Origin of the sequence: Streptomyces sp. NPDC056628 (assembly GCF_042792555.1) — a bacterium.
Lineage (GTDB): Bacteria > Actinomycetota > Actinomycetes > Streptomycetales > Streptomycetaceae > Streptomyces.
In genome coordinates this window covers 41,323-67,657 of record NZ_JBHTWG010000027.1, presented here as the reverse complement: position 1 = coordinate 67,657, position 26,335 = coordinate 41,323, and the positions used below count along the sequence as shown (strand labels likewise).

21 protein-coding genes and 8 pseudogenes are annotated in these 26,335 nt (G+C 69.9%); 15 read left to right on the top strand and 14 right to left on the bottom strand.

Annotation, left to right across the window (positions count from 1 at the left end):
- Positions 1-244: 244 nt before the first annotated feature.
- A pseudogene (locus ACFRAC_RS26870) lies at positions 245-1,196 on the top strand (IS5 family transposase); the annotation flags it as partial.
- Here the strand turns inward: ACFRAC_RS26870 and ACFRAC_RS26865 are convergent.
- Entirely contained in the window at positions 1,168-1,596 is a 429-nt protein-coding gene (locus tag ACFRAC_RS26865) for a VOC family protein (RefSeq protein WP_382930962.1), read from the bottom strand. The pseudogene ACFRAC_RS26870 and the gene ACFRAC_RS26865 overlap by 29 nt on opposite strands.
- A gap of 536 nt (positions 1,597-2,132) precedes the next feature.
- Here ACFRAC_RS26865 and ACFRAC_RS26860 point away from each other — a divergent pair.
- Positions 2,133-2,270 carry a hypothetical protein gene (locus ACFRAC_RS26860; protein WP_382930956.1) on the top strand — a complete coding sequence of 46 codons (138 nt, stop codon included), beginning with the start codon at positions 2,133-2,135 and terminating at the stop codon, positions 2,268-2,270.
- A 3-nt stretch (positions 2,271-2,273) separates the two neighbouring features.
- Here the strand turns inward: ACFRAC_RS26860 and ACFRAC_RS26855 are convergent, their stop codons facing one another.
- Positions 2,274-2,621 (bottom strand): ANTAR domain-containing protein, encoded by a 348-nt coding sequence (locus ACFRAC_RS26855; RefSeq protein WP_382930951.1) that lies wholly within the window; start codon positions 2,619-2,621, stop codon positions 2,274-2,276.
- A 375-nt stretch (positions 2,622-2,996) separates the two neighbouring features.
- On the bottom strand, positions 2,997-3,530 hold the full coding sequence (locus ACFRAC_RS26850; RefSeq protein ID WP_382931150.1) for an AAA family ATPase: 534 nt from the start codon (positions 3,528-3,530) through the stop codon (positions 2,997-2,999).
- Positions 3,531-3,661: 131 nt separating this feature from the next.
- On the opposite strand from ACFRAC_RS26850, the gene ACFRAC_RS26845 reads away from it, so the two are divergent.
- The gene (locus tag ACFRAC_RS26845) at positions 3,662-4,240 is read left to right on the top strand and encodes a hypothetical protein (RefSeq protein ID WP_382930946.1); all 579 of its coding nucleotides are present in this window, start codon (positions 3,662-3,664) and stop codon (positions 4,238-4,240) included.
- Between the two features lie 293 nt (positions 4,241-4,533).
- On the opposite strand, the gene ACFRAC_RS26840 is transcribed toward ACFRAC_RS26845, so the two are convergent.
- The 3 genes and pseudogenes from ACFRAC_RS26840 to ACFRAC_RS26830 form a co-directional block, all read right to left on the bottom strand.
- Complete coding sequence (locus tag ACFRAC_RS26840; RefSeq protein WP_382930942.1) at positions 4,534-5,451, bottom strand: nucleotidyl transferase AbiEii/AbiGii toxin family protein; 918 nt, start codon at positions 5,449-5,451, stop codon at positions 4,534-4,536.
- 60 nt (positions 5,452-5,511) lie between these two features.
- On the bottom strand, positions 5,512-6,660 hold the full coding sequence (locus ACFRAC_RS26835; protein WP_382930936.1) for a type IV toxin-antitoxin system AbiEi family antitoxin domain-containing protein: 1,149 nt from the start codon (positions 6,658-6,660) through the stop codon (positions 5,512-5,514).
- 941 nt (positions 6,661-7,601) lie between these two features.
- A pseudogene (locus ACFRAC_RS26830) lies at positions 7,602-8,000 on the bottom strand (hypothetical protein); the annotation flags it as partial.
- 504 nt (positions 8,001-8,504) lie between these two features.
- On the opposite strand from ACFRAC_RS26830, the gene ACFRAC_RS26825 reads away from it, so the two are divergent.
- Complete coding sequence (locus ACFRAC_RS26825; protein WP_382930929.1) at positions 8,505-9,020, top strand: lamin tail domain-containing protein; 516 nt, start codon at positions 8,505-8,507, stop codon at positions 9,018-9,020.
- 273 nt (positions 9,021-9,293) lie between these two features.
- Here ACFRAC_RS26825 and ACFRAC_RS26820 read toward each other — a convergent pair.
- The 3 genes and pseudogenes from ACFRAC_RS26820 to ACFRAC_RS26810 form a co-directional block, all read right to left on the bottom strand.
- A pseudogene (locus ACFRAC_RS26820) lies at positions 9,294-10,152 on the bottom strand (helix-turn-helix domain-containing protein).
- Between the two features lie 17 nt (positions 10,153-10,169).
- Positions 10,170-10,520 (bottom strand): DUF6879 family protein, encoded by a 351-nt coding sequence (locus ACFRAC_RS26815; RefSeq protein WP_382930923.1) that lies wholly within the window; start codon positions 10,518-10,520, stop codon positions 10,170-10,172.
- Between the two features lie 70 nt (positions 10,521-10,590).
- Positions 10,591-10,932 (bottom strand): annotated as a pseudogene (locus tag ACFRAC_RS26810) (transposase family protein); the annotation flags it as partial.
- A 363-nt stretch (positions 10,933-11,295) separates the two neighbouring features.
- Between ACFRAC_RS26810 and ACFRAC_RS26805 the strand changes: the two are divergent.
- The 5 genes and pseudogenes from ACFRAC_RS26805 (at position 11,296) to ACFRAC_RS26785 (ending at position 16,086) form a co-directional block, all read left to right on the top strand.
- Positions 11,296-11,973 carry a hypothetical protein gene (locus tag ACFRAC_RS26805; protein WP_382930917.1) on the top strand — a complete coding sequence of 226 codons (678 nt, stop codon included), beginning with the start codon at positions 11,296-11,298 and terminating at the stop codon, positions 11,971-11,973.
- 1,215 nt (positions 11,974-13,188) lie between these two features.
- Positions 13,189-13,620 (top strand): hypothetical protein, encoded by a 432-nt coding sequence (locus ACFRAC_RS26800; protein WP_382930910.1) that lies wholly within the window; start codon positions 13,189-13,191, stop codon positions 13,618-13,620.
- Between the two features lie 313 nt (positions 13,621-13,933).
- On the top strand, positions 13,934-14,560 hold the full coding sequence (locus ACFRAC_RS26795; RefSeq protein WP_382930905.1) for a hypothetical protein: 627 nt from the start codon (positions 13,934-13,936) through the stop codon (positions 14,558-14,560).
- Between the two features lie 33 nt (positions 14,561-14,593).
- Positions 14,594-15,927: pseudogene (locus ACFRAC_RS26790) on the top strand (Tn3 family transposase); the annotation flags it as partial.
- Positions 15,928-15,942: 15 nt separating this feature from the next.
- The gene (locus tag ACFRAC_RS26785; protein ID WP_382931170.1) at positions 15,943-16,086 is read left to right on the top strand and encodes a hypothetical protein; all 144 of its coding nucleotides are present in this window, start codon (positions 15,943-15,945) and stop codon (positions 16,084-16,086) included.
- Positions 16,087-16,180: 94 nt separating this feature from the next.
- Here the strand turns inward: ACFRAC_RS26785 and ACFRAC_RS26780 are convergent, their stop codons facing one another.
- Positions 16,181-17,713 carry a PucR family transcriptional regulator gene (locus ACFRAC_RS26780; RefSeq protein WP_382930898.1) on the bottom strand — a complete coding sequence of 511 codons (1,533 nt, stop codon included), beginning with the start codon at positions 17,711-17,713 and terminating at the stop codon, positions 16,181-16,183.
- A gap of 113 nt (positions 17,714-17,826) precedes the next feature.
- Between ACFRAC_RS26780 and ACFRAC_RS26775 the strand changes: the two genes are divergently transcribed.
- The 4 genes and pseudogenes from ACFRAC_RS26775 to ACFRAC_RS26760 all read left to right on the top strand — a co-directional run.
- Positions 17,827-19,341 (top strand): purine-cytosine permease family protein, encoded by a 1,515-nt coding sequence (locus ACFRAC_RS26775; protein ID WP_382930891.1) that lies wholly within the window; start codon positions 17,827-17,829, stop codon positions 19,339-19,341.
- A 1-nt stretch (position 19,342) separates the two neighbouring features.
- Positions 19,343-20,218 carry a nitrilase-related carbon-nitrogen hydrolase gene (locus ACFRAC_RS26770; RefSeq protein WP_382930884.1) on the top strand — a complete coding sequence of 292 codons (876 nt, stop codon included), beginning with the start codon at positions 19,343-19,345 and terminating at the stop codon, positions 20,216-20,218.
- On the top strand, positions 20,215-21,177 hold the full coding sequence (gene speB / locus ACFRAC_RS26765) for an agmatinase (protein WP_382930876.1): 963 nt from the start codon (positions 20,215-20,217) through the stop codon (positions 21,175-21,177). Before ACFRAC_RS26770 ends, speB begins: the two co-directional genes overlap by 4 nt.
- 227 nt (positions 21,178-21,404) lie before the next feature.
- Positions 21,405-21,880, top strand: a pseudogene (locus ACFRAC_RS26760) (DUF4158 domain-containing protein); the annotation flags it as partial.
- 44 nt (positions 21,881-21,924) lie between these two features.
- On the opposite strand, the gene ACFRAC_RS26755 reads toward ACFRAC_RS26760, so the two are convergent.
- Positions 21,925-23,058: an FAD-dependent oxidoreductase gene (locus ACFRAC_RS26755; protein ID WP_382930869.1), complete on the bottom strand. Its 1,134-nt coding sequence runs from the start codon at positions 23,056-23,058 to the stop codon at positions 21,925-21,927.
- Between the two features lie 111 nt (positions 23,059-23,169).
- On the opposite strand from ACFRAC_RS26755, the gene ACFRAC_RS26750 reads away from it, so the two are divergent.
- Together ACFRAC_RS26750 and ACFRAC_RS26745 are read left to right on the top strand one after the other, a co-directional pair.
- The gene (locus ACFRAC_RS26750) at positions 23,170-23,859 is read left to right on the top strand and encodes a TetR/AcrR family transcriptional regulator (protein ID WP_382930858.1); all 690 of its coding nucleotides are present in this window, start codon (positions 23,170-23,172) and stop codon (positions 23,857-23,859) included.
- A 93-nt stretch (positions 23,860-23,952) separates the two neighbouring features.
- Positions 23,953-24,459: pseudogene (locus ACFRAC_RS26745) on the top strand (recombinase family protein); the annotation flags it as partial.
- Positions 24,460-24,647: 188 nt separating this feature from the next.
- On the opposite strand, the gene ACFRAC_RS26740 reads toward ACFRAC_RS26745, so the two are convergent.
- From ACFRAC_RS26740 to ACFRAC_RS26730, 3 genes and pseudogenes are all read right to left on the bottom strand, one after another.
- Complete coding sequence (locus ACFRAC_RS26740; RefSeq protein WP_382930844.1) at positions 24,648-25,532, bottom strand: LLM class F420-dependent oxidoreductase; 885 nt, start codon at positions 25,530-25,532, stop codon at positions 24,648-24,650.
- A 105-nt stretch (positions 25,533-25,637) separates the two neighbouring features.
- Positions 25,638-25,904 (bottom strand): annotated as a pseudogene (locus tag ACFRAC_RS26735) (heme-binding protein); the annotation flags it as partial.
- A 189-nt stretch (positions 25,905-26,093) separates the two neighbouring features.
- Positions 26,094-26,309 (bottom strand): hypothetical protein, encoded by a 216-nt coding sequence (locus ACFRAC_RS26730; RefSeq protein WP_382930833.1) that lies wholly within the window; start codon positions 26,307-26,309, stop codon positions 26,094-26,096.
- Positions 26,310-26,335 lie beyond the last annotated feature (26 nt).

Sequence of the window (26,335 nt, the reverse complement as noted above, 5' to 3'; positions counted from 1 at the left end):
CCTGGTGTGGATCAAGTAGCCGTCTCTCGATGTGATGAAGTCTGGAAGACCGGGAACTCCTCAGGCAGCTCGTCAACGACACGACCCCGAGCGGATGGCCGCCAGCCGTGTGAGGCTGCTCCTCAACCGGCTGTCCCTGTACAAGGCCGCGGATCGGGGCTTCGCCGCCTGGCAGGCATGCGAGGACGGCACGCGTGCGCGGGCCGTCCGTACGGACTCCGCCGGGTGCATCGGCTCCGTCCCGTTCGAGGGCGTGATCTGGCGGTTCAGGACCGGCGGGAAGTGGCGGGAGATGCCGGGGGCGTTCGGCGCCTGGTCGACCGTGCACAACCGCTGCCGGCAGTAGCGTGACGGGGGCGTGTTCGCGGCCCTGCTGGAGGGCGTGATCGCGGAAGCCGCGGAGCGGGGCGAGGTGGACCTGTCCTGGTCAGCGTCGACTCCACCACCGTGCGTGCTCACCACGACGCGGCCGGGATGCACCTGGACCAGGACGTTGTCACCGCACTGGAGAAGGCCGCGGCCGAGGAGGAGAAATGCAGGTCAAGGGGGGCGGCCCGGAAGAACAAGGTGGGCGGGACGCCGAGGCAGATCCCGAGCGGGAAGAACGACGGCGCATCCGGCGCCGGCGAGAACTGCGGCTGAAAACTGCCCGCCTGGGACGCTCCAGGGGCGGACCAGCAAGGTCCACCTCGCCGCCGACCGCGAGTGCCGCCCACTGGCGTTCGTGCTGACCGCCGGCCAGACCGCGGACAGCCCGCAGTTCATCCCCGTGCTGGGGAAGATCCGGGTCCGCGACCCCGTCGGCCGCCCCCGCACCCGGCCGGACGCGGTCGCCGGGGACAAGGCTTACTCGTCCCGCGGCAACCGGACCACCTGCGCAAACGCCACATCGAGGCAGTCATCCCCGAGAAGAAGGATCAGAGGGCCAACCGGAAGAGGAAAGGCTCCAGGGGCGGCCGACCCGTCAGCCATGACGCGGACCTCTACAAAGACAGGAACACCGTCGAGCGCCTGATCAACATGCTCAAGACCTGGCGAGCCATCGCTACCCGCTACGACAAGACCCGGACAGCCACCTCGCCGGCCTCCATCTGCGCGCCTCGATGATCTGGATCAAAGGACCTCGACCAGGCTGTTTCTTGATCACAGCCGATATGTGCCGGTCTGCTAGGGGCGGACGTAGGGCCGAGTCATGATCTCCATGTTGTGGCCGTCCGGGTCGTCGAAGTAGGCGCCACGACCACCGAATAGACGGTTGATCTGGCCGGCTTCGGTGTGGCTGGGGTCGGCGTAGTAGGTAACCCCGACCACCTCCAGGCGGGCGATCATGGCGTCGAACTGCTCGTCGGGCACGAGGAAGGCGTAGTGCTGTGACTGGATCGGCTCGTCCCTCTTCTCGTAGTAGTCGAGCGTCACGCCGTTGCCGAGGTCGACGGGCAGGAACGGCCCGAACGGGGCACCGACCTTCAGGCCCAGGATCGCGGCGATGAACTCGGCAGACAGGTGCCGGTCGCTTGCGTAGACGGCGGTGTGGTTCAACTGGACACTGGCCGCCGACAGTTCGGAATCATGCGGGTACTGCTGGTCAGAGGACATCAGTGGTGTGTCTCCGGTCTTGGGATCCGCTGTGGTGAAGCGCCGCATACGGGCGCCGGGAGCAAAGACGCGGAAAAGGGGGGCGGGCTTCTTGCCCGCCTCGCGCTCACGCCGAGGCCGGGAACCTCACTCGTGCATGGCCCATGGCCGACCCGGCAGTCACCCGACCGACTTTAGTGACCATCACAGGCCGGGGCAACGCCGTTCCTCGGCTGTGCTCCGGCCGCAGGCCGAGCCGCCGTTGGAAAAATCCGCTGCTTCGGTCACAGCGGCGGTAACGGTGCCGACGTAGACCTATCTGCGCTTGTCGTAGCGGGTTGTCACGGCTCTGGTGACCACGACTCAATACATGCTCTAGCGCGTCTGGTGGGCCCAGGCGGCGAAACCGACCGGCGACACAGATTCAGCGTTGCAGCCGACACCGTTGCGGCACTCGAGCTGTGGTGCGGCGACCGCCGAGATCCGCCCACCGGCACCGTTCACCCCCCGGTCGCGCAGCCAGCGGCCTCAACGTCTTCGTCGCCACACACCGGCAGGTGAGCGACACAAGCGACGCCGCGGGTTGGGTGCGCATCGCCGGCGCCCAGGAATCCGTACTGCGCGTGCTGCAGCTGACCGGCGTCGACAACATCATCGGCTGCTACCCGACGACTGAGCAGGCCCTGACGGCCTGAGCGCTAGCCGGGCTGGTCCGGGTCGTCCACGGCAGGCGAATGCCGCCTCAGGGCCGCCTGTAGATCCCCGTCCACGGACACTGGCAGGGGCTTCCGCTCCAACGCCCAGTCGAGCACCGCATCAGCAACCGTGTGCAGCGTGATACTGGTGCGCTGGGAAACCTCCCGCAGCACCTCGAACCCAGCCGCAGGCTCAAGCCTGCACACCGCAGCCAGGACACCGATGGCCTGGTCAACCATCGCGTGCGAATCGACGGCCCGGCGCAGCTGCGCATTCTCCCGCTCCAGCCGCGCCACCACGTCATCACGACCGTCGGCAGGCAGGAAGCGCTGCTCACGGGAAGTCGTCATCACCGGCTCCCCAGAGGGCGAGGCTACTTCCATACGCCTGCCCGCTCACGGAGCCGCAAGGCATCCCGCCCACGACGCGAAGATCACACGTGACCCCACCACAAGCGCACCAGATCGAGCGGGGAACGACGGGGAACAACGGTGGAAGCAGCTGAGCCCGCAGAGACAGCGAACCGGCCATTCGACCAGGTCGGGGCGTCGACCGCAGACGTAGCGTGCTGACCATCCGTGGTCGGGGGTGAAAGCGCCGCGCTCAACTCCATGGTCGGGGCTGGGCGTGGCACGACCGCATCTGTGGTCGGTCTCATGGTCGGGGCGGGGCCGGCGCGACTGTGACGGCATGTAGGCGCCGCATCTGTCGCAACGGTGCCCAGGTCAGCGGTCCACGGCGGGCAGGTGGACCAGGCCGGTGTCGTTCATGATGCGGTCGACGGTCTCGTGCAGGGCGCTGTCGGCGCCGATGACGGTCTCGATGCCGCCGGGCAGCAGATCGCGCGCCCGGTACCAGTCGCGCAGTTGCGTCTCGTTGACGTCGTCTGCGATCGGCTTGGTGGCGTGGCGGGCGAGGGTTTCACCGAACGGCACGTCCAGGTAGTAGCTGTGGGTCGGGCCGCGGTGGTCGGCGCGCAGCTGGGCGAGCATGTCACCGTAGCGGTCGGCGTAGAGGATGCCTTCGACCACGACATGGAATCCGGCGTCCAGGGCATAGCGGGCGGTCAGGTCGATCAGGCCGATGTTCGCCGCTCCCGGCCGGTCCCGCTCGCGCAGCACGAGCCGGCGGAGGTTGTCCTGGCCGACCAGGGCCAGGCCGCGCCCGAACCGCTCGCGCAGGCCGACGGCGACGGACGACTTCCCTGAGGCGCTGTTGCCGCGGAGCACGACCAGCCGGGTTTCTTCGGTACCCACCATCACGGCAATCACGCTACCGACGACCGGTGACAGCACGAGGGCGTTCCGGGACGGGCCTGCTTCGACGCCCGGACGGGCGACAAAGCCTCGCGATCGACAGCCGTGCCGCTGTCGGCTCGAACGATGGATCGATGCCGACCGGGTCGGGCTGGCACACTTCCGGCGTTCACCACGAAGTGGCGGACCATGCAGGTGCCTTGCTGTCCGGGTCTCCTGCCCGAGAAGACGGCGCCGGGCCCACCACGCTCGGCCTCACTCCGGCCGCGGTACCGCCCTCAGTACCTGCCGAACCCGCCGGCACGCCGAGCAGCGAGTCTGCGGGCGCCGAGGAACAACAGGCCGAGTACCGGCGCGGGCTGCTGGCAGCGGCCGCCGTCTCTTCTGCGCGGCTGATCTGCCACAAAGACACCTGGGTCTTCCTGGTGGAAAAGTCTCTCGCTCACCCCCACTTCCGGCTACCGGACAAGATCGACACGGACGACGGGCAGATCGACACCATCCTCTCCGGCCGCTCCCTGCTCGCCGTACTGGTCACCACCCAGCACATCCTCAACCAGCCCGCCGACGACGACCTGGCCGCGTGGGCCCTCGCCCACGCCATCCACTCCCGCACCTACCAAGCCGTCACCGCCACCAGCAGCACCGAGCGTTTCTCAAGCGGCGAGGTGACCACGATCGTCGTCGACGACCGGCCCCTCACTGCCGGCTAACTGTCCGCCCCGGCTTCTCGGCGTCTCACCGGCGACCGCCTATACCGGTGAGGCGCCCGGGCGACTGAAGGCCCGGCGCAGCAGCTGTGGTCCACGCGAGCGCAGCCGGTACGGGTCTCGGCGGTCAGTTGGTCCGCGGACGCCGCCGGGTGCAGGCCGGCCATCGGCAAGGAAGACGTCGTCTGGGCTGGTGCCGGACCCAGGCCGGGTCGGGGAAGGGCGCTGGTGTGCTGGCCAGGGGCCCGGCGTACCAGCCAGCTGCGGGACAGCGGGGAACCATCGCTTGCGGCAGTTCAGCCTGTCCGCCACCGGCGCTGCTCGGGATCCCAGGCCGTGATGGGGTCGCTTCCCAGCAGAGGGGTGAGGAACTCGCCCGCGGCTGCTTCGGCAGCCTCCCAGGTCGCGCACCCCACAAGGCCGCTCACGTCACGGGCAGCACGGGGATAGCCCGTCCGCCAGGACGCGTGCGGTGTCCTGAAAGAGTCCGGCAGCTCAAGTCGGACCTTGCCCCTGGCGGTCCGCCGAGCAGCCTCTGTGTGGAGCGCGTGCCGCGCCTGTACGCCGTCGATCACCTCGCGCTGGCTGATCAGCAGCAGGTCCGCCAGGTCGCGGAACCGGCTCGAGGGGATGGTGCCGTGCCACTCGTACATGGCGCAAATTTTGTCGGCCAGATGGTCGACCACCGGGTACAGACGCACCTCGGGCCAGTCGTCGGGCCAGGGCATCGGTACCGCCGGCTCGATACGGCGCACCTGCGGAACAGCTGTGGGGAGGCGGCCGACTACCAGGTCCACTCGGATGGACTCGGACTTGCGGGGCCCCAGTTGAACAGTGAAGGCCTGGTTGGCGCCGCCTTCCTCGTCGCCGTGCAGGGTCAGCCCGGTGGGGACGAAGGTGAGATGGTCACCCAGGTCCACAGCTGCTGCGGCCTTCAGAGCCTGGACTGCCTCCTCGATGCTCGCCTCGCTGTCGGCACGCAGGATGTCGATGTCCCTGCTCAGGCGAGCGTCAGTGGAGTAGCGCAGCAGCAGCGCCTGCCCGCCTTTGATCATCCAACCGTCGGGGTCAGCGACAAAGACACGCGCCGTCAGCCGCTGGAAGAAGAACGCACGGCGCAGCGCCCCTACATCTCCAGCGCTTTTCGCATGCTGCTTGGCGTGGTGCTTCAGCGCGGTATCCAGCGCTCTCGGAGTGGCGTAGCCGTCGCTCATCGTGCCCCTCGCCGGGCCGTCTTCGAAGGGGCCGACCCCACGGGCGTGGGCCGGGCGGGGTCAGTCAGCTTCTTCTTCATCATGTTTGGCCGTCTCAAGTGCCCGAGGCCGGGGCGTCGACTGCTCCCGCACAGGCCGCCCTACGTCCCGGCCTTTCGCTGCCTGCCCCAGTCCGTTCGAAGCCCCCAGGGAGCGCCGGGTGGCCGCGTCCCGCAGGATTTTCTCCAGGGACATGGAACCGAGTTCCTGCAGAACCTTCGCCACCGCAGTCTGCCCCTGCAGTACCGACTGGCGAGCAGCCGCATCCTGCAGGATCTTCTCGAGAGGCGTCGAACCGAGTCCCTGCAGAACCTTCTCCACCGCAGTGGGCTGAGCAGCCAGAGACCGCAGAACCGACTGGCCAGCAGTCACGTTCTGCAGGGCCTTCTCCAGAGGCGTCGAACCGAGTCCCTGCAGGACCTTCTCCACCGCAGTGGGCTGAGCAGCCAGTTCTTCCAGTGCGTTCAGCGCGGAGGCGAAGCCTGCTGCGGCGGCCTGTTCGGTTTCGTGGCGGCGCAGACTGCGCCCTGCCTGCCAGCACAGAGCCTGCAGCAGTTCCTCTCCCGAGGCGGTTGCCGAAAGGCCGTAGCCGCGGACGAAGGGAACCACTCGGTCGGCCAGGCGATCGACGTCGATCAGGCCTTTGAGGTCGGCGTCGGCGATCACTGTGCCGATGTGCGCGCCGTCTGCACGCGAGCGCAGCAGATCGGTGATGGTCCGCTCAGCCGTGGTGACCGGCAGTCCGTCCACCACGGTGACGTCGTCGGCCTCAAGCGTCAGGCGGTGTAGCAGCACCTTGTCGTCCCGGGTGGTGCGCCGTGCCGGCACGATGAGCTCCACCCGGTCAGCGGGAAGGTCGCCGAGTTGGTGGAGTTCGCAGGCGGATGCGTGCGACACAACGCCCGCCCACTTCTGCGCGCTGCTGCGTTGCCAGGCCGGCGTCTTGGGGTCCAGCCGCAGCCAGGCCACTTTCGTCTCCAGGTGTTCCGGCGGAGCCCCGGCTGCGATGCGGTAGACGCCGCGCCCGACGTTTTCGAGCAGGCCCGCACGCTCCAGCCTCAGCAGGTGCACTCCCTGGACGCCATCCAGCTTCGCTTGGGCAGCCGTCACCAGCCCCCACTGGTCGGAGGCCCTCTCCCCCAGCCTTCTCAGCACGTCAGCCTGGCTCATACAGCAATTATTACACCACTCTGCAGCATTGTTTACAGCGCAGATGTAATTTTCGCTGTATTTGAACTGGATAGTTTGTAACTTTCGCTGTCAGCGCGTTGCGCCGGGCCCTGTCCTGGTTGCACGCTCAGAGGCGGGTGGCGTGCCTCGCCGTGCGGCATTCGGGGCAGCCGTACCGGGAGGCCATCGCGGTGCCGTGGTCGGCGGCCTGCGGTCAGCACCAGGCCCAGGGCGCGACCCCAAACTGTCCGCACAACGACGGGCCGAACTCGACGTCCTCGGCATGCGCTGGTAGCCGATCACGACCAGGGCATATGCAGATCGGACGTGACTTGACCGGTCTAGGCGTCGTTGGGCCAGTCATCGCGCGACACAGGAATCCGGTCCCACGGCAGCGCGATCGTGTGTGAGAGTCCGGGGCGTCAGCCGCACGACTCCGGGTCCTCACCACGGGGCCCCGGGGACGCCTTTCCCCCCGGGGCCCGTGGCATCTCCAGCCTGGTTCTCCTGACTGATGTTCAGGCATCCGGTTTCGAAGTCGTGCGCCGTGTCAGTGGGTGGAGGGCAAGCGGCGGCCTTCCTCGACATATGTTCGCCCACGATGCCTGGAGGCAGTTCAGTGCCCACCAACGAGCGCACGCCCATCGCGATCGCGGTGATGGGTGCGGCTTTCGCCGGTTGCCTCGCGATGACCAGTCCGTCCCCCATCCCGGCGATCACGCTCTCGGTGGCGGCTTTCGTAGCGCTCCTGGCGTTGCTGACGTTGTAGCGGCCGGCTCACGTGCTGGGCTTCCAGGGCGGCGTCGTACAGCGTGCAGTTCCTTGTGGACCTGACGCTGAACGCGGCCCCACCCCGACCGCCCACCGCCCCAACGCCGGTCCGCCGGCGCCACACAGACCACGCCGGACCCCAGCGTCGAGGTTGAGCAGAGCGACGACTTCGAGCGGGCACGGGTCAGGCGCAGTTGGGCGACGAGCCGGTCGTCCAGCTCGCCGTCGACGACGTCCGGCTCCGCGAGCAGGGAGTCGAGCAGTGCGATGCAGTCATCGATCCGGCCCAGGTCGACGCTGAGCTGGATGGCGTTGCTGTAGGTGCAGAACGCGTCGAACCGGGTGCCCGTGCGCAGTTCCAGCTCCGCCGACAACGTCAGATGGCGCAACGCCTCGTCGGGGCGGCTCACGGCCATGCAGGCCTGCGCCAGTTCGCCGTGCAGGCTCTGGGCGTCGACCGCTTCGGCGGGCCATTCGGCGGCCAGCCGTACCCCCTCGGTGAGGCTCGCGGGGGCGGCCTTGGGGTCCCCGAGACCGAGTGGGAGCCTGCCCCGCAGGGACAGCGCGCGCCCGATCAGTGGTCCCGTTGAAAAACGCTCAGTGGTGATGAACCGACCGTACGGCAGCGCGATACGGCAACCAGCAGGACAGCACCCGACCGTCTTCGGCTCCCAGCGGCCGGCCGAGAAGGCCTCAGTGGCCGTGGTGTCCGTAGTTCGCGTGCGTCGGGTTGGTCCTGTTGTTGCTGCGCTGTTACTCACTTTCGGGTGATGCCCTCTGCCGCTGGGGGGTGGCGCAACCTGGCGAACCGGGCGTCCACCTCAGGGCCCGCAAGGGGTGTGCGCCTGTTGGGGCGTCAACTTCACTCCGAGGAGAAATAGGTGGATGTTACATGCGAGAGTCATGGAAAGTTGGACATGAGGTAACAGAGGGCACGTATCCCCCACAACGTTTCCACCGAGTGGACAGAGTGTGTGTGCGGCCAGTCGGCCGCGACCGCACACGCACCAACGTCTCCGGGTCAGCCCTCTTGTGGCTGGGCCGGGGAGGGTGTCCGCACGTGAGGGGACCTGATGTCCGCTTTCGCTTCTGTCACCGCTCGCCGTATCGCCGCCGCCGCGCTCACCGCCGGAGCCCTGGTCTCGGTGGTGACCCTGCCGGCATCCGCCGCCGACCACGCCCGCCCCGAGAGGCCGAGGGTGAAGATCTCGGACGTCCAGTACGACTCCCCCGGCTGGGATGACCGCTCCAACCGCTCCCTGAACCGCGAGTGGGTGGAGATCACCAACAACACCCGTCGCACCGTGAACCTCGACGGCTGGACCCTCCAGGACGAAGACGGCCACACCTACACCTTCGACCACTACCGCCTCGAAGGCCGCGCCACCGTCCGCATCCACACCGGCATCGGTCGCGACACCGACAGCGACCTGTACCAGGACCGCCGCCACTACGTGTGGGACAACCGCTCCGACACCGCCACCCTCCGCAACGACCGCGGGCGCTTCGTCGACGACGAGTCCTGGGGCCACCACCGCCACGGCGGTGGCCGTGGCCACGGCCACGGCCACGGCCACGGCCACCGCTGACCCCACACCGGCGGCGATGAACTGAAAACTGTTCATCGCCGCCTCGATTTCGACACCGACGCCCCTCGACCCCCGAGGCAACCTCCATGGGTCGGGGGCGTCGGGCGTAGTCGTCAGAAGGCAGCCCGCACAACACGTGCCAGTGGGGACTCGTCATGCCGGGCCGACCCGCCCCACGGCAGCGGAAGCCAAGGAAGCCGCGTCCCGAGGGGGACGGGACGCCAGAGGCTGCCTGCTTCCACCCTCCGCCACCAAGGCGGCACTCGCCTGCTCTTATCGAGCCGATACGTTCAGGGCCCGGCGCGCGTCACCGATGAGCCGCTGGGCTTCGGGGCCATACACGGCGGACTCCCGCAGGGTGCTCCAGGTGCGCAGGTACAGGGCGATGGAGTCGGCGTCGTCGATCCACAGCTCCGCGTGCCAGTTCTCGACGATGACGAGCCGCTCGTCATGCACCCAGAACCCGCCCGTGGGCGGGATCTTCAGCGAGGCTGTGAAGGGGATGACCCCGAGGGTGACGGTGTCGAGGCCGACGAGCCCGGTGAGACGGTCGAGTTGCGCGGCGAGGACGGCCGGCGGGCAGATCAGCGACCGCAGGGCCGTCTCGCCGATGAGGATGTCGAACCGCCTGCCCCGCCCGTACAGCAGCTCCTGCCGCCGGAGCCGGGCGCGCACGGCCTTGTCGGTGTCGCGCGGTGAACGCTGGAGTTCCGCGTACCGGGTGAAGACGTGCCGGGCGTAGTCGGCTGTCTAGAGGATCCCGGGCACGGTCACGCTCTCGAACCCGTGTACTGCGGCGGACCGCTCGTACTCGGCGGCGATGGTCTGCTGTACGGGCTGGTGGCCTGCGGCGAGCTGGCGCCGCCACGAGCGGATGTGGGACTCGAATCCTCTCAGCCGGGCGCGGAGTTCGCTGTATGCGTGGGGCTGGCCCGTGGCGTCGGCCCAGGCCCTGAGGTCTTCGGGGGTGGCGGTCTGCTTGCCGTTTTCCAGTTTGGAGACCTTCGGCTGAGGCCAGCCGAGTATCTCGGCCAGGCGGGTACCCGTGAGACGGCCGCCGGGCGCGGTCATCCTCAGCTCGCGCAGGCGCACCCCGAGTGCCTCGCGGGCAGTGCTGGTAGTCGGTCGCCATGGGTACCCGCTGTTGGTCTAATGGGGGGCGGCGTGGTGCCAGGCGGCATCCCGCAGCCGGGAGTAGCGCACGACCTGCGCCGGTTCGGTGATCAGCTCCACGCCCGTCAATTCGTCCGCCTCGGTGAAGAGCAGCCGGGCCACGAGCCGGGAGTCGAAGATCCAGAAGTCTTCGTCGCCGAGGTGCAGCCGCTCGGCCTCGCTGCGGCTCAGGGCGCGGATGTCCTCCCCGAGGGCGGCGTTGCGCTCGGCGTTGCACAGTAGGTAGCGCTGCCCGTCGGTCGGCGGGTCGTCGAGCAGCCGGACACGACCGACCGTCTTACCGGCGGCTGTCGCCTGACGGATGGTGGTGCAGTACCAGGTGCTCACGTCCCAGTCGACGCGTCCCTCAGGGACTCGCGGGACGCCGTCGGGCGCAGGCTTTCCGCGTCGACGACACAGCGGCGATGCGGTCGATCGGCAGTACGGTGCCGTCGAGGGTCACGTACGCCTTCTTCCGCACCGTCGTCATGGTCTGTTCCAGCGTGGGCGCGAGAGCGGCCAGAAGGTCCACGGCCTCGCGTATGTACCGGTGGACCGTCGCGATTCCGACGCGGAAACCTGCTGCGAGGCGGGCGTAGGTGTCGCCGTATCGCTGGTGGGCCAGGACGAGCACGACCTGCCGGCCACAGGTCAGGCGACGCCAGCGGGAGCCGATCCGTCGACGGTGGCCTGCGAGAAGACCGGAGAGGTGCTGCAGAGAGCGGCTGGACAGGTCGATACCGGACGGGTAGACAAGCACGCGGAAGCTCCTGACAGACTGGTGATCTTGGTTGAAAACCCACCTACCAGGGGGCTTCTCCTGTTGTCAGCCCAACGGCGTACTGCTGATGCAGGTTGAAAAGGATCAATGTCAGTGCCGTGCTGTTCACTTGGCCGCGTGGACGCCTCAGCTCTGCGCGCCCGTCTGAACGACGCCTGGCGCGCGCCCGAATTGCACTGCCCGCTGCCCATTCATGGGGCAGGGCATGTCTGTGTGCCCAGTGACGCGGAGGATCTGGCCGAGCTGGAGCGCGTCGCTGCGGACGTGGTTGACGGGGCGGGTCTGCCGGTACGTGCCTGGGTCGTCGGGGGTAGGGCGGCAGGGGTGCCCGACGGTCCGCCGGTGGGCGTCGAGGGTGGGCTCCCCATCGGCGGGGAGGGCGGGCTGCTGGAGCTGCGTGGGTGGGTGCTGGCCGGGCACTGGTTCGGATACGGCGTGACGGCCACCGCCGATGGCCCGCGCCGCGTCGTGATCCTCGCCCGGCGCGCGTTCACCCGCCCGCCCGGGGTCGGGTGGGTGGCGTTGCTGCGGGAGGCCACCGGGTGGACGGAGCCCGATCGGTGCGGCGTGGACTGGGCCGCGGCGGAGGCGGCGCTGGGCACCGCGCTGCCCGGTGACTACAAGGACATCGTCGACGCCTTCGGCGCGGGCAGCTTCGACGAGTACCTGGACCTGCTGGTGCCGGGTGCGCCGGGCACGGATCTAGTCTCCTGGGGCCAGGACATGGCGCGGTACGCCGACCTGTACCGGCCATACCCGGTCCACCCCGCGCCCGGCGGCGTGCTCATATGGGGGACCTCCGAGCAGGAGCTGACCTTCCACTGGCTGACCGGACCGGCCGATCCCGACGACTGGCCGGTTCTGGTGCAGTACCTGGACGGTGAGTGGCAGCGCTTCGACTGCGGCACCGGCGAGTTCGTGCTGCGCCTGCTCACCGACCGCACCCCGCCGTTCGCCTTCCCGCCCTCCGCCGGACCGTTCCCCCACTGGTTCGCCTCATGGGAGCTGCCGGAGGGCTAAGCCCTTGCTAACCCGGCTGTCAGCGCCGCTGACCATGCTCGGCGAGGTGTCTGGGCCGCCGGGACAGACTGCGGATCTGCTGGTCACGACCCGCTACAGATCGGTTCAGTCGTCCGCAGGCCGTTGAGCAGTACAGGGATGAGGTTGGAAAAGGCTCAGTGTCCACTCCATCAGCTGAGGGGTCGTGCGCGCGGGGCAGTCGAGCCGATGCCCTCGATGCCGTAGGCGGAGCCGTCGCCGTCCAGTACCGCGAGCGGACCGTGCGGGAACCGCGGATCGGTGCCGACAGGTCCGGCCGTCTTTTTCGCGGCCGGACGGCGCGACACCTCCGGGCGGGCGGACAAAACGCTCCGCCGTGGCCGACGTCTGAACATCAGCGTCTCATCGATGTCATGCCATGAGAGGGCTGACGCGCAGCCCCGAGGTGACGGGCGGTGGCACGGTCCCACGGCCGGGCCAGTCCCCCGCAGCCGCACTCACCGGTGCTCTCTGCCCGCCCAGGGCTCCCCCGCTGTCCGAGCTGGCGGATGCAGCGCCCGTACAGCGGCGTAAGCGGTGAGGACGCGGCGATGGCAGTGGCGCAGCGGATGCCCCAGGCCCACGGGCAGTTCGACATGATGCACCACACTCACGTCCGTGCCGGTGGCCTGGTGCAGGGCCGCCAGGTCCGCCCACGCACCCAGTGCGATGCGGTGCGCGGGTAAGACGTCGTCTCGGACCGCTCCCCTGGCCGTGTACACCCGCCACAAGAACGACGAGGGCCGCGGTGGCCGGACGAATCCAGCGCCCTGACCGGCCCCCGCAGGCCGCAGCTCTCCCATCGGCCGGCGCCTGTCACCAAACCCGTCGCGGCCCTCCGGTCGACTCTTCGGCAGCGAGACTCGCGAGGGAGCGCCGGTCCTTGACAAGACTTCAGAAAGTGACTCAGCAGTAGCGTCAAGGTCCGACACACCCCTGGCGGTCCGACGGGGTGAAGGACCGCCGGTGCATTCACCGGCCTGGGCTAGCCCTTTCCTGAAACGGTCTCGCATTACCGTCATTTGACGGGATGTCAGGGACATCGGGAAAGCCCATCACATGTCGTTGCGTACGTCCGGTTGGCGGCTGCGGGTCACACGTTAGTGATCTTTGAGGTGCAGCCGGAAATTGCCCTCAGTAGGTTCAGTCGCAGATCGGCAGCTCAGCCGATTTCCCTCAAAGAAGGAAGAAGTGAAAATGGAGAAGCGTACCGCCGCCCTGATCGCCGGCGCCTCGGCAGCCGTGGCCATGACTGTCACCGGCGTGACCTACGCCTCCGCCGACGCCCCTCAGGCGCGGTCGGCCCAGGCCGTCCGCCCCGCCTCGGCTCCCCTCGGCGGCGACAGCGACCACGACTTCAAGAAGGACTTCAACGGTCACAACAAGAAGCACGACGGCGAGATCCAGATCAACGAGCGGACGTACTCGGCTGACCCGGGAGCGTGTGTGGCCGTGACCCGCCCCGCATTCACCAGCTTCAACATCACCAACAACACCGACAGGGTCGTTCAGTTCTTCAACGGGGACAACTGCAACGCCGGCAATCCTGCCGCCACGGTCCTGCCTGGTGGCAGCCAGTTCGGGGTCCCGGGGACCTTCCCCGCGAGCAGCTTCCGCGTGATCGACTAAGAAGCCTCGCCAGCGACCGAACTCGCAAGACGTCACCGGGGGACGTAAGCGTCTCGCCTGTTGTGCCTGAGGAGCCCCGGCCCGCCGTAATCGGGCCGGGGCTCCGGCGCAGAGTGCGCCCGTCGGATGAAACACCCGGCTGGGCTCGTTTCACACACTATGCACCCACCTTGCGGTGATCGCAAAGCAAGCGGGTATACGGCTGATCGGCGGCCTGCAGGGTCCTTTGAGCCGGAAATCGGCGCGTTGCATTGAAAGTGGGCGCTCGACCGACGTCACTGTGGAATCACTACCGGACGCGTGCGGGAGTGCCATGGCAGTGCTGTTGACGTTGGTCAGACGACGAAAAGGTTCTGACAGTGTGCCGTATGACGGCGAGGCCCTGCGCCGGCTCGACAGCAGCGTCACACGGGCGCGCTACTGGGTGACGAGAACCCCGCGAGAGGCGGTTCGTCTGCTGCGCAGAGTCCGCCTGTACAACATCGCCGCGGCCGTACTGACCACCATCACCGGGCTGCTGGCGTGGCCGCTCGTCGACGAGGGTTCTCGCCTCACCGCCCAGATCGTGCTCTCCACGCTGTCCTGCCTCGCCGCAGTGGCTGTCGCCGTGCCCTACGCGACCGGCCTGCATGACCGTGTCGAGGCATCCATCAAGCTCTGCGGAATGTACGGAGCCCTCTACGGTGAACTGCTGCGCGCACGAAGCCAGGTCGGCACATCACCCACCACACAGCCGCCTGTCACAGAACTCATTCAGCAACTGCATGACCTGACCGCGCGTAAGGATGCCCTCGCACTGGCCGCACCAGCCCCGGACGGCGATGAAGCATCCGGGGAGCATCCCGCGCCTGTCCACGGCGCTGCCCGCCCCAGCCGGGCCGAACCCTGCGCAAGACCAGCGACAGGGCCCCGTCCCACCGGGAAACGGCGAAGTCTGTGACCGACTGCCGGTCAGATCGCGTATCGGCCCGAGGTGGCCTCAGCGAGCAGGTGGATCCGCCGTTCGTGGGCATCCTGCCTGGTGGGCCCAGGCGGCGAAACCGACCGGCGACACGGATCAGCGTTGCAGCCGGCACCGTTGCGGCGCTCGAGTTGTGGTGCGGCGAGCGCCGGGATCCGCCCACCGGCGCCGCTCCCCCCTTCAGGCGCTCAAGGCGAGGTGATCCGCCGCTGGGGCGTGCTCGACCTCCTGGACGTTCTCAAGAACGCCGGCTTCCTCACCGGCTTCACCACCGAGTTCTCCTCGGTTGCCGCCTACGAGCGCATCGACCGCGCCACGCTCCGGCGCAGGCTGCTGCTCGCACTGTTCGCGCTCGGGACGAACATGGGCATCCGCGCGGTCGTGGCCACCGGTGAGCACGGTGAGACCGAGGCCGGGCTGCGGCACATCCGCCGGCACTTCATCAGTGTGGACACCCTCCGCGCCGCCGTCCGCAGACTCGTGAACGCCACCTTCGCCGTCCGGGACACCACCTGGTGGGGCGGGGGCACGGCGTGCGCCTCGGACTCGAAGAAGTTCGGCTCCTGGTCGAGCGACTTCATGAGCGAGTACCACGCCCGCTACGGCGGCAACAGCGGCAACGGCGTGGTGATCCACTGGCACGTCGAGCGAAAGAACCTCTGCATCTGCTCCCGGATCAAGAACTGCTCCTCCTCCGAGGTCGCGGCCATGATCGAGGGCCTGCTGCGGCACTGCACCGACGCCGAGATCGAGTCCCACTACGTCGACAGGCACGGCGCATCCGTGGTGGGATTCGCGTTCACCGAGCTGCTCACCTTCCGCCTGCTCCCCCGGCTGAAGATCATCGGCTGCATCCGCCTGTACCGCCCCGACGATGACCCTCCCGGCTGGCCGGGGCTCGGCGGCTCCCTCACCAGGTCGATCCGGTGGGATCTGATCGCCGAGCAGTACGACCAGATGGTGAAGTACGCCACCGCCCTGCGGCTGGGCGCCGCCGAGGCCGAGCAGGTCCTACGGCGCTTCACCCGCGGCGGCCCCAAGCACCCCACCTATCAAGCGCTCGAAGACCTCGGCCGCGCGGTACGCACGATCTTCGCCTGCGACTACGTTGCCAGTCCTGGGCTGCGGCGGGAGATCCCCACCGGGCTGCAGGTCGTCGAGAGCTGGAACAGCGGCACCACCGTCCTCCACTACGGCAAGGACGGTGCCTTGACCGCCCGGACAAGGAGCACGCCGAAACCAGCATGCTGGCCCTGCGCCTGCTCCAGTCCGCACTGGTGCACATCACCACCGTTCTGCTGCGGCAGGTTCTCGCCGAGCCCGCGCGGGCGGACCGACTCGGCGATGAGGATCGGCGCGGGTTGACCGCCTTGTTCTGGTCGGACATCAACCCGTACGGCACCTTCCGGCTCGACCTGGGCAAGCGGCTGGACCTCGGGCTCGCCAACGCGATTCCCAGGCCCCGGGCAGCACCGCGGCCCTTCGCGCGCACGGCAACGGCCTGACAAGCCGTCGGTAGGGTGGCGGGCCCCGGCCATCCGTGCGCAAGGACTCAGCCGCGCAACTGTGCGCCTGGATACCAGGCCCAGGCCGCACGGCTCACGCTTCCGGTGTCCACGTGCCCTGGCGGATGCGCGTGGCCAGCCACAGGTCGAAGCGGTCGTCGCCGTCATCGAGGTTGCGGCCGGTCAGGCGCATGGCCTTGTCGACGCGGTTGCGGGCGGTGTGGCGGTGGACGGCGAGGCGACGGGAGGTCTCGTCCCAGGAGCCGCCGGTGTCGAGCCAGGTGGCGAGTGTGCGGGCCAGGTCGCCGGTCGGGTCGGCGGAGTCGAGGGGGCCGAGGACGGCGTCGGCGTAGCCGCGCAGCGCGCGGCGGTCGCCGAACTCCAGCAGCAGGCGCGCCGAGCGCGCCTCGTGTGCCTCGGCCGGGTGGCCGAGTGCGCGGCTGACGCCTACCAAGGCGCGGGCTTGGCGCAGCGAGCCCGTGGCCGCCTCCGGTGGGACGGCCGGGCCGATGCCCGCCGGGGAGCCGGGTGCGAAGCGGGTGAGCACGTCGAGCAGGCCCAGGTCCTCCCCGACGACGGCCTCGACCAGGCCGTCGTGGACGCGGACCAGGCCGCCTGGCACGGCGAGGGCGAGGTCCGCCGCTGCCTCGGCCGCAGCGTCGGCGGCGGTGCCGTCTGCCGGTTCGACGGCGACCGCGCGGACGGCATCGCTGGCCAGCCCCGCGAGGGCCAGCACGTGGCGGGCGTGTTCGGCGGAGACGCCCTCGCTGAGCAGCCGGCCCAGCAGCGCCGAGCGGCGGCGGCGCTCCGGCTCGTCGGCCAGGTGGCGGCGTTCCAGCTCCAGTGAGAGCAGCGAGACCAGGCCGGAAGCGGGCATCCGGTGGTCGGGGGCGAGCGCACCGGCGAGTACGAGCAGGCCGCGCAGGCGGTTCGCGCCCAGCGGCTGGACTTCGACGCCGAGGTTGTACTCCGTGCTGCTGGCGCTGCCGCGCAGCCCGCGTGCGACCACCTTGCGGGCGAGTTGGGTGATGCGCGGTGGCAGGCCCTCTGGGCCGAAGGGGTCGAGGTTGTCCAGGCCGGCGGCGGCGATCGGGCGGCCGAGCAGGTCGGTGACGGCGGCGCCGACGCCGGTCGCGTCGACCCAGGCTTCCAGCGTCGCGGTCAGGCCGCGTCCTGAGGCTGCGGCGGCGGTGAGCCGCCGCTGGGCGTCGAAGGCACGTTCCAGGGCGCGGTGCTGTTCGGCGGCCTTGGCGGCGAACACGGCCTTGGTGACGGCGATGAACGGCACCTCGTCGGGCACGGTGAGCAGCGGCAGGTCCGCCTCGGCGGCGGCGGCGATCAGCGGGGCGGGGGCCTGCTGGTGGGGCAGGTCGTGGCCGAGGCCGAGCACCAGCGCGCTGGCGCCGGCCGCCGCGCAGTCCCGCACGTAGGCGTGGCAGGCCTGCGTCGTCATCGGGAGCAGCAGTCCGATGGTCATCAGCAGTTCGCCTCCTTGCAGCCAGGGCCCCGGGCGGAGCAGTTCGGAGACGTGGGCCGCCTCGACCGGACGGTTCAGTCGGTCCGGAGCGGCGACCACGGAGAGGCGAAGCTCGGGGAGCGCGACCAGGTCGGCGAGGTGAAGGGGCATGGACACAGTGTCCATCATGGTGAGGGAGAATCGACATGGTAGCCATCGTCGGGGGTTCCTGGGCCGCGTAGGTTCCTGCTACTACCCGCCTCCGTGCCACCCCAGGAGGGCCCATGGACCAGCACAGACCTCATCCCCCGTCGCCTGCCGGCGACGGTTCGGCCGCCACCGCGTCCGGCGGCCTGATCGAGACGCGCTCCATCGACTACGTGCCCGCCCGCGAGCGGCACGGCAAGGTCTGGCATCAGGGGCCGTTCTGGTTCACCGGCAACTTCGTGCTGACCACGATGGTGACCGGCTTCATCGGACCCTCGCTGGGGCTGGGTCTGGGCTGGTCGGTGCTGGCGGTCGTGCTGGGGGCCTGCTTCGGCACCTTCTTCATGGCCTTCCACGCCAACCAGGGCCCGCGGATGGGTCTGCCGCAGATGATCCAGTCGCGTGCCCAGTTCGGCATCCGCGGCGCGATCGTGCCGTTCGCGGCTGTGGTCTTCGTCTACATCGGCTTCAACGTCTTCAACGTGGTACTGGCGACCCAGGGCCTGCAGACGATCCTGCCCGGCGGCACCACCCTGTGGTACGCGCTGCTGATCGGCCTGGCGATCGTGCTGGCCGTGGTCGGTCACGACCTGCTGCACGCGGTGCAGCGCTGGCTCACCTACCTGCTGATCGTCGTCTTCGGCGTGCTGACCGTCGGCGCGGTCGTGCAGCTGCACCCGCACGCCGCGGCCGCGAGCGGCTCCGGCGGTGGGGGCGGTTTCACCGCCTTCCTGGTGGTCTTCTCGGCGGCGGCCGGCTACCAGATCAGCTACGCCGTCTACGTCTCGGACTACTCGCGCTACCTGTCCAAGGACGTTCCGTCCAAGAAGGTCATCTGGTGGACCTACCTGGGCGCGGCCGGGTCCGCGGTCTGGCTGATGTCCCTGGGGTCCCTGCTGGCCTCCTCGCTGCCGAACCCGGACGCGATCAGTGGCCTGCGGCAGGTCGGCAACGCGATCCTGCCCGGCTTCGGCACCTTCGCCGTGGTCGTCTCCTCGCTCGCCCTGATCTCGATCATGGCGGTCAACGCCTACGGCGCGATGCTGACCTCCACCAGTGCGGTGGACGCGTTCCGCAAGGTCCGCCCGACGGTGAAGTCCCGGGTCGCCGGCATCGTGGTGATCGAGCTGGTCGTCTTCGTGGTCGCCCTCGTGCTGCCCGCCGACTACCTGGCGAACTTCAACAACTTCGTGCTGCTGATGCTGTACTTCCTGATCCCGTGGACGGCGGTCAACCTGGTGGACTTCTACTTCGTCCGCCGCGGCCACTACGCGATCACCGCGATCTTCGACCCGCGCGGCATCTACGGCCGCTGGTCCTGGCAGGGCCTGACCGCCTACACCGTCGGCTTCGCGGCGATGGTGCCGTTCTTCGCCACGTCCTTCTGGACCGGCCCGGTCGCGAAGGCGCTGGGCGGCGCGGACGTCTCCTTCGCGGTCGGCCTGCTCGTCGCGGGCATCCTGTACTACGGGCTCACCCGCAGCCTGGACCTGAACGCCGAAGCGGACGCGATCGCCGCGAGCGACCGCGCGCTGGAGGGCGAGGACGCAGAAGGTCCCGATGCCCACAAGGGCTCCCCCCTGGCGGTCTGAGATGACCTTCCCGAACGCCGGCACCACCCGCGTCGCCTGCGCGCAGCTCACGCTGCGCGTCGGCGACCAGGAGGGCAACCGGGCCGCCGCCCGCGCGGCGATCGAGCGGGCCGCGGCCGCCGGGGCCGAGGTCGTGGTCCTGCCCGAGCTCACCAACAGCGGCTACGTCTTCCGCGACAAGGCGGAGGCCGCCTCGCTGGCCGAGCCCCTGGACGGCGAGGCCGTGGCCGACTGGACGGCACTCGCCCGGCGCCACCGGATGATCGTCGTCGGCGGGCTCTGCGAGCTCGACGAGGACGGCCTGATCCGCAACTCGGCCGTCCTCGTCGACCCCACCGGCCTGCGAGCAGTCCACCGCAAGGCCCATCTGTTCGGCACCGAGCACGAGATCTTCGTCCCCGGCGCCGAACTGCCGCCCGTGGTCGACACCGCCGTCGGCCGGATCGGCCTGCTGGTCTGCTACGACCAGGAGTTCCCCGAGTACGTGCGCACGCTCGCACTGCGCGACGCGGACCTGCTGTGCGTGCCGGTCAACTGGCCGCTGTTCCCGCGCCCCCGGGGCGAGCGGCCGTCCGAGGTGATCCGGGTGCAGGCCAACGCCGCGATCAACCGGATGTTCGTCGCCGCCTGCGACCGCACCGGAACCGAACGGGACGTCGTATGGACCGGCGGCTCCGTGATCGTCGACCTCGACGGCTTCCCCGCCGCCGGTCCCGCCACGGGGACGGACGACGCCCTGCTCATCGCCGACTGCGCACTGACCAGCGCCCGGGACAAGCGCGTGGGCGAGCACAACGACGTGCTCGGCGACCGCCGACCCGAGCTCTACCGAAGCGTCATCCGTTCCACGCACCCCCTGAAGGAGGAGGCACGATGAGCGACCAGCCCGTCGGCCCGATCGACGCCACCCGCGTCCCCCGCTACGCCGGCCCGGCCACCTTCGCGCGGCTGCCCCGCACCGACGAGGTCGACCACGTCGACGTGGCCGTCGTCGGTGTCCCGTTCGACAGCGGCGTCAGCTACCGGCCCGGCGCGCGCTTCGGCCCCGCGCACGTCCGCGCCTCCTCCAAGCTGCTGCGCCCCTACCACCCGGCGCTCGACGTCTCCCCGTTCGCGGCCCAGCAGGTCGCCGACGCGGGCGACATCGCGGTCAACCCGTTCGACATCGCCGACGCGATGAAGACGGTCGAGCTGGCCGCGCGCGAGCTCGGCTCCGGCGGCACCAGGCTGCTGACCATCGGCGGTGACCACACCATCGCCCTTCCGCTGCTACGCGCGGTCGCGGCCGAGCACGGCCCCGTCGCGGTCGTCCACTTCGACGCCCACCTGGACACCTGGGACACGTACTTCGGCGAACCGACCACCCACGGCACGCCGTTCCGCCGCGCGTCACAGGAGGGCCTGCTCGACCCCGAGCGCTGCCTCCACGTCGGCATCCGGGGCCCGTTGTACTCCCGCGAGGACCTGCGCGAGGACGGCGTCCTCGGCTTCCAGGTCGTCCACGCGGACGACTACCAGGACGCCACGGTCGCCTCCGTCGTCGAGCGGATGCGCCGCCGCCTGGGCGACGGACCGGTCTACGTCTCCGTCGACATCGACGTCCTCGACCCGGCCCACGCACCGGGCACCGGCACGCCCGAGGCCGGCGGCCTCACCAGCCGCGAACTCCTGCACACCCTGCGCGGACTGGTCGGCCTCAACATCGTCGGCGCGGACATCGTCGAGGTCGCCCCCGCCTACGACCACGCGGAACTGACCGGTATCGCGGCCGCACACGTGGGCTACGAACTGCTGTCCGTGCTGGCGAAGAACCGACAGGACTCGTCGGCGGGGTGACCGTCCCCTGACCCGTGCCTATGACGCCGCGCCGCCCACGACGCGGCACAGTTCCCGGACCCACTTCGGGACTGCCCCTGGAGCACGCACCCCGCGCACGATCGCGGCGTCGGTGCGGGGGACGGCACTGAGATTGATCATGGTCGGCTGGCACGCCGGCCGGGGGCTCTGCCGGGGGGTCGCGGAAAGATCGCCGGGCGGGTGCCGGGGCCGGCCACAGTCCGCTCGTGCCGGTGCAGTTCCTGACCGGTGAGCAGGCCGAGGCGTACGGGAAGTTCGCCGAGGAGCCGACCCGCCCCGAGCTGAAGCGGTTCTTCTTCCTGGACGACGTCGACCGCGACCTGATCGCTCGGCGCCGCTCGACGTACCACCAGCTCGGCTCGCGCTCCAGATGTGCACGGTGCGCTACATCGGCCGGTTCCTCCCGGACGACCCGCTGGATGCGCCGTGGCCGGTGGTCGAGCACCTGGCCGCGCAGCCCGGCATCGAGGATGCGTCGGTGGTGAAGCGGTACACCGAGCGGCCGAAGACGGCGTACGAGCACGCGTGGGAGATCCGGGACGCCTACGAAGACCACGAGTACGACGATGCGGAGTGGTCCCGGCGGTTCCGCACGTTCTGGCACGGGCGGGCGTGGACGCACGCCAAGGGCCCGAAGGCGCTGTTCGACCACGCGGTGGGCTGGCTGCGCCGCAACCGGGTGGGGCACCGCGTCGGGCCGTTTGGGGCTGTACGTGCGGCTACGGATCACGCGTTCGGTCCGTCGCCGGTCATCAGGGCGAGCAGGCTGTGAGGTGCGTGGTCGTCGATCATGGTCGTGTAGAAGCCGTCGTCGTCCGCTTCCACCGCGGCGGCGTGAGCGAACATCGCGTGTTCGTGTGCTGCGAGCGCGGTCTCCACATCGTTGGGGTGTGCGGCGAGGGCGCGGCCGAGTTCCGCGCCGTCCAGCATGGCCAGGTTGGCGCCTTCGCCGTTCGGCGCCCGCAGGTGCGCGGCATCGCCCAGCAGGGTCACCCCCGGCACGCGCTCCCAGCGGTGCCCGGCCGGCAGGGTGAAGACGGGGCGCAGCACCGGCGGGGTGTCGCTGTCGGTGATCAGGGCGGTCAGTGCGGGGGCCCACCCGTCGAACTCTTGCATCACCCGTGCGGTGAGGGCTGCGGCATCGCTGGTGTCCAGGCCGGTGAACCAGTCCTGGGGCTTCTTCAGCTGCACGTAGGTGTGCAGGACCCCGCCGCCTTCACGGTGAGCGAGCAATCCGCGGCCCGGGGCGAGCGCGAACAGGGAGCCGGCTCCGACCGCCTTCGCGGAATCGGGGTGACGGGTTTCCGCCTCGAAGAGGAACGTCTCCACGCTGCACACGCCGAAGTACTGTGGCGTGGCCTTCGACAGCAGCGGCCGCACACGCGACCAGGCGCCGTCGGCGCCGACGAGCAGGTCCGCGACCACGGTGGTGCCGTCGGCGAGGCTCACCTGGTGGCGGTCGTCGCCGAGGGCCTTGACGGCGGTGACCTTGTGGCCCCAGCGGACGGTCCCGGCGGGCAGGGAGTCGAGCAGCATCTGCCGCAGTGCGCCGCGCGGTACCTCCGGGCGTTCGCCGGTTGCGACGTCGGGCAGGTCGAGCAGCACGTTCGCCGCTCGGTCCATGATCCGGTACGCCTCTCGGCCCGGGAGGATCAGCTCGCGGAACTGCTCGATCAGTCCGGCCGCCTCCAAAGCCGCCTGCCCGGTGTGGGGGTGGAGGTCGAGCAGGCCACCCTGACGGCGCGAGTCCGGCGCGGGATCGACCTCGTAGACCGTGGCCGGGATGCCGTGCACGTGCAGCACGCGGGCCAGCGTCAGGCCGCCCAGACCGGCTCCGATGATCGTGACAGGTGTCGTCATGGTGTCCTCCCGGACCCTTGGGGTGCCGTGACGCCCACTCGCTTTGGATCGTCACTCCAATCACGCTAACACCTGTTTGGATCGACGCTCCATCCATGCGATGCTGGGACCGTGGCGAAGAGGACGGCGAAGGGACCTGCGCGGGCCCCGCGGCGGGCGGACAGCCTGTCGAGGGAGCTGATCGTCCAGGCGGCGATCGAGATGCTGGACAGTGGCGGCGAGAAGGCGCTGACGCTGCGCGCACTCACCGTGCGCCTGAGCACCGGCTACGGGGCGATCTACCACCACGTCAAGGACAAGAGTGATCTGCTCGCGACGGCCGCTGACGAGGTCATCACCGGCGTGATGTCCGGCGCGGTCACCGATGCGGATCCGCATGCTGCTCTGCGCGCCCTCACCCTCGGCCTGTTCGACGCGATCGACGCTCACCCCTGGGTCGGAGCGGAATTCTCCCGCCAACCGTGGCGGCCCGTACTACTGGACTTCTACGAGGGCGTCGGCCGCCTGCTGGATGCCCTCGGCGTTCCGGAGAAGGCGCGCTTCGACGTAGCCGGCGCGCTCGTGAACTACGTCCTCGGTGTCGCCGCACACAACGCCGCGAACGCACGGCTTCGCGCAGGCAGCAGCGACCCGGACCGGGAGACCTTCCTGGAGAACGCCGCCACGCAATGGGCGCAGGTCGACCCGGGCCGGTACCCGTTCGTGCACGCGGCGGCAACTCATCTGGGCGAGCACGACGACCGCGAGCAGTTCCTTGTCGGGGTAGACATCTTCCTCGCCGGCATCTCGTCCCTGCACTAGAAGCCCCTGACACCCATTGCCCCCGCGGCGCGGCCCTGCCGGCGCGTATCCGTACCCCGCAGCCCGACACCGGCCTCGGCCGACCTTCCGCGGATGTCCCCCGCACCAGTCACTCGACCGCGGCCCCTCGTCGGCAAACGAAGGCGAGCTCAAGCGGTCAGCGCAGCACCGCTGGTCAGGTGGGCAGCGTCGACAACCGGCGTCGGACATCCATGCCGGCGAACGGTCCGTCAGGCGGATTGCGGCACCTGCTCATCGGCTGCGCGCGAGTCTCGACCGGCGACCAGAATCCTGATCGTCAGATCGACGCGCTCCTTGCGGCATGGCGTGGACCGGAACGACGTCCATGTCGACACCGCGAGCGGCGCGAAGGCGTCCCGCCCGAAGCTCGACCTCGTGCTGCAACTGCTGCGGCCCGGCGACACTCTCAACACCACCCGGCTCGACCGGCTCCCCCGCTCCGTCCTCCACCTGCTCACACCCGGCGCCGAGCGGCGCGAGCGGCAGATCGGGCTGCACATGATGGAGCAGGGCATCGACACCGCCACGGTGGAGGGTCGGGCGATGTCCGGCATGCTGTCAGTGCTCGCCCAGCTCCAGCGCGAGCTGACCGCGGCGAACACGGTGGACGGCCCGGCCGCCGCCCGCGCTCGCGACCGGGTCGGCGGGCGCCGCCCCAGGCTCACCGACGACCAGGCCGCCCTCGCCCAGCAGCTCTACGACGCACGCGAGAAGAGGCGTCCAGCAGAGGGCGGCGGGACGGTCGGACTGTGCTCCGAAAGACGGCCTCAGTCCAGGATGGCGGCCAGGCGGCGCCATTCCTCCCGTGGCAGGGAGTCGCGCGGGCCACCCGTCACCACCTGGATCGCCACGTGGTCCGCGCCCGCCTCGTGGAAGGCGTTGAGGCGGGTGTGGATGCGGCTCTCGTCGCCCCAGGCGTACAGGGCGTCCACCAGGCGGTCGCTGCCGCCGTCGGCCAGGTCGTCCTCGGTGTAGCCCAGGCGCAGGAAGCTGTTGGTGTAGTTCGGGAGGGTGAGGTACATCGCGAGGTGCTCGCGGGCCAGGGCGCGGGCGGCGGCCGGGTCGCTCTCCAGGACGACCCCGAGCTCCGGTGCCAGCAGCGGGGCCTCGCCCAGGATCTCGCGGGCCCGCACGGTGTGCTCGGGGGTGACGAGGTAGGGGATCGCGCCCGCCGCCCGGTCCCGGGACAGCTCCAGGGTCTTCGGGCCGAGGGCCGCGAGCACCCGGCGCCCGGCCGGGACACCGGCCGCGTCCAGCGCGTCGAGGTAGGCGACCAGGGCGGAGTACGGGCGCCGGTACTGGTCCTCCATCTTGGCGTGGCTCACGCCGAGGCCGAGCAGGAAGCGGCCCGGGTGGGCCGACTCCAGCTCGGCGAAACCGGCCGCGCTCTCCTCGGCCTCGTACTGCCAGATGCTCTGGATGCTCGTGCCGACGACCAGCCGGGACGTCGCCTCAAGGAGCGGCGCGGCATGCCGGGGCGCGCTGCTGTCGCCCAGCCAGGCGGCCCCGTAGCCGAGTTGCTCCAGTTCGGCGGCGGCCTCGGCGATGTCGCCGCGGCGGGCCGGATCCTCCGCCCTGAGGCCCACGTTCCAGACGCCGTAGCGGCCGATCGACTCCTTGACGGTGCGGGCGCTGTCCGTCGTCTCGCTCATCGGGTCCCTTCCCTCCAGGTGGGTGTGCTGTCGTGATGGTCGTGCACACCGGTGCCAACCGGAGGGAGCCGCGCGGTAATCCTGCGTCCGCCACCCGCGCGGCCGCTACCTGCCGGGGAACCGCTCCAGCGCCTCCACGACGAACCGGTGGACCTGGAGCCGGGGCAGTCCGCAGACCGTCACCGTGCCGATCACACCGGCGTCCTCGACCCGGACCGGGAAGCAGCCGCCGTGCGCCGCGTAGGTGTCGGGATCGAGGCGGGAGGACTCCTGGAACGTCATGCCCTTGGCGCGGAAGTGGGCGCCCACCAGGCAGGAGGAGGCGCCGTAGCGCTCCACCACCCGGTACTTGCGGCCGATCCACGCGTCGTTGCCCTGGCATCCCAGCAGGCCAACGGCTCACTACCGGCAGGACGGGCAGCGCGCCTGCGGTCGGCGCGCCCTTGCGCGGCGCGCCGGGGTCCGCTGTCGCGGCGGGTCTGACCCATCACAGCTGCCCAGTCCGGAACCGCGGGGACTGCGGCGTGCGTAGGCCGCCCGGTCCGTGCCACCTGCGAAGGGCTATACGACCGCTTCGAGTTGACGGTGACAGTAGTGGACGACCTCATCGCCGAGCGTACGGCCCGCCTCCGGCCCTGCTATGCGCACCCCGTAGCGATGCCCGGCGCCGCGCAGGTGGTCTCCTGCCTGCACCTGACGGGCCGTCTGCTCGCCGTCGCCACCGCGGCGTCCTCCGTCCTGGCCGGATCCGCCGTGGCAGCTCTCCCCTTCGGCCACTGCTTGTCCTTTGTGGTCTGCGCCGA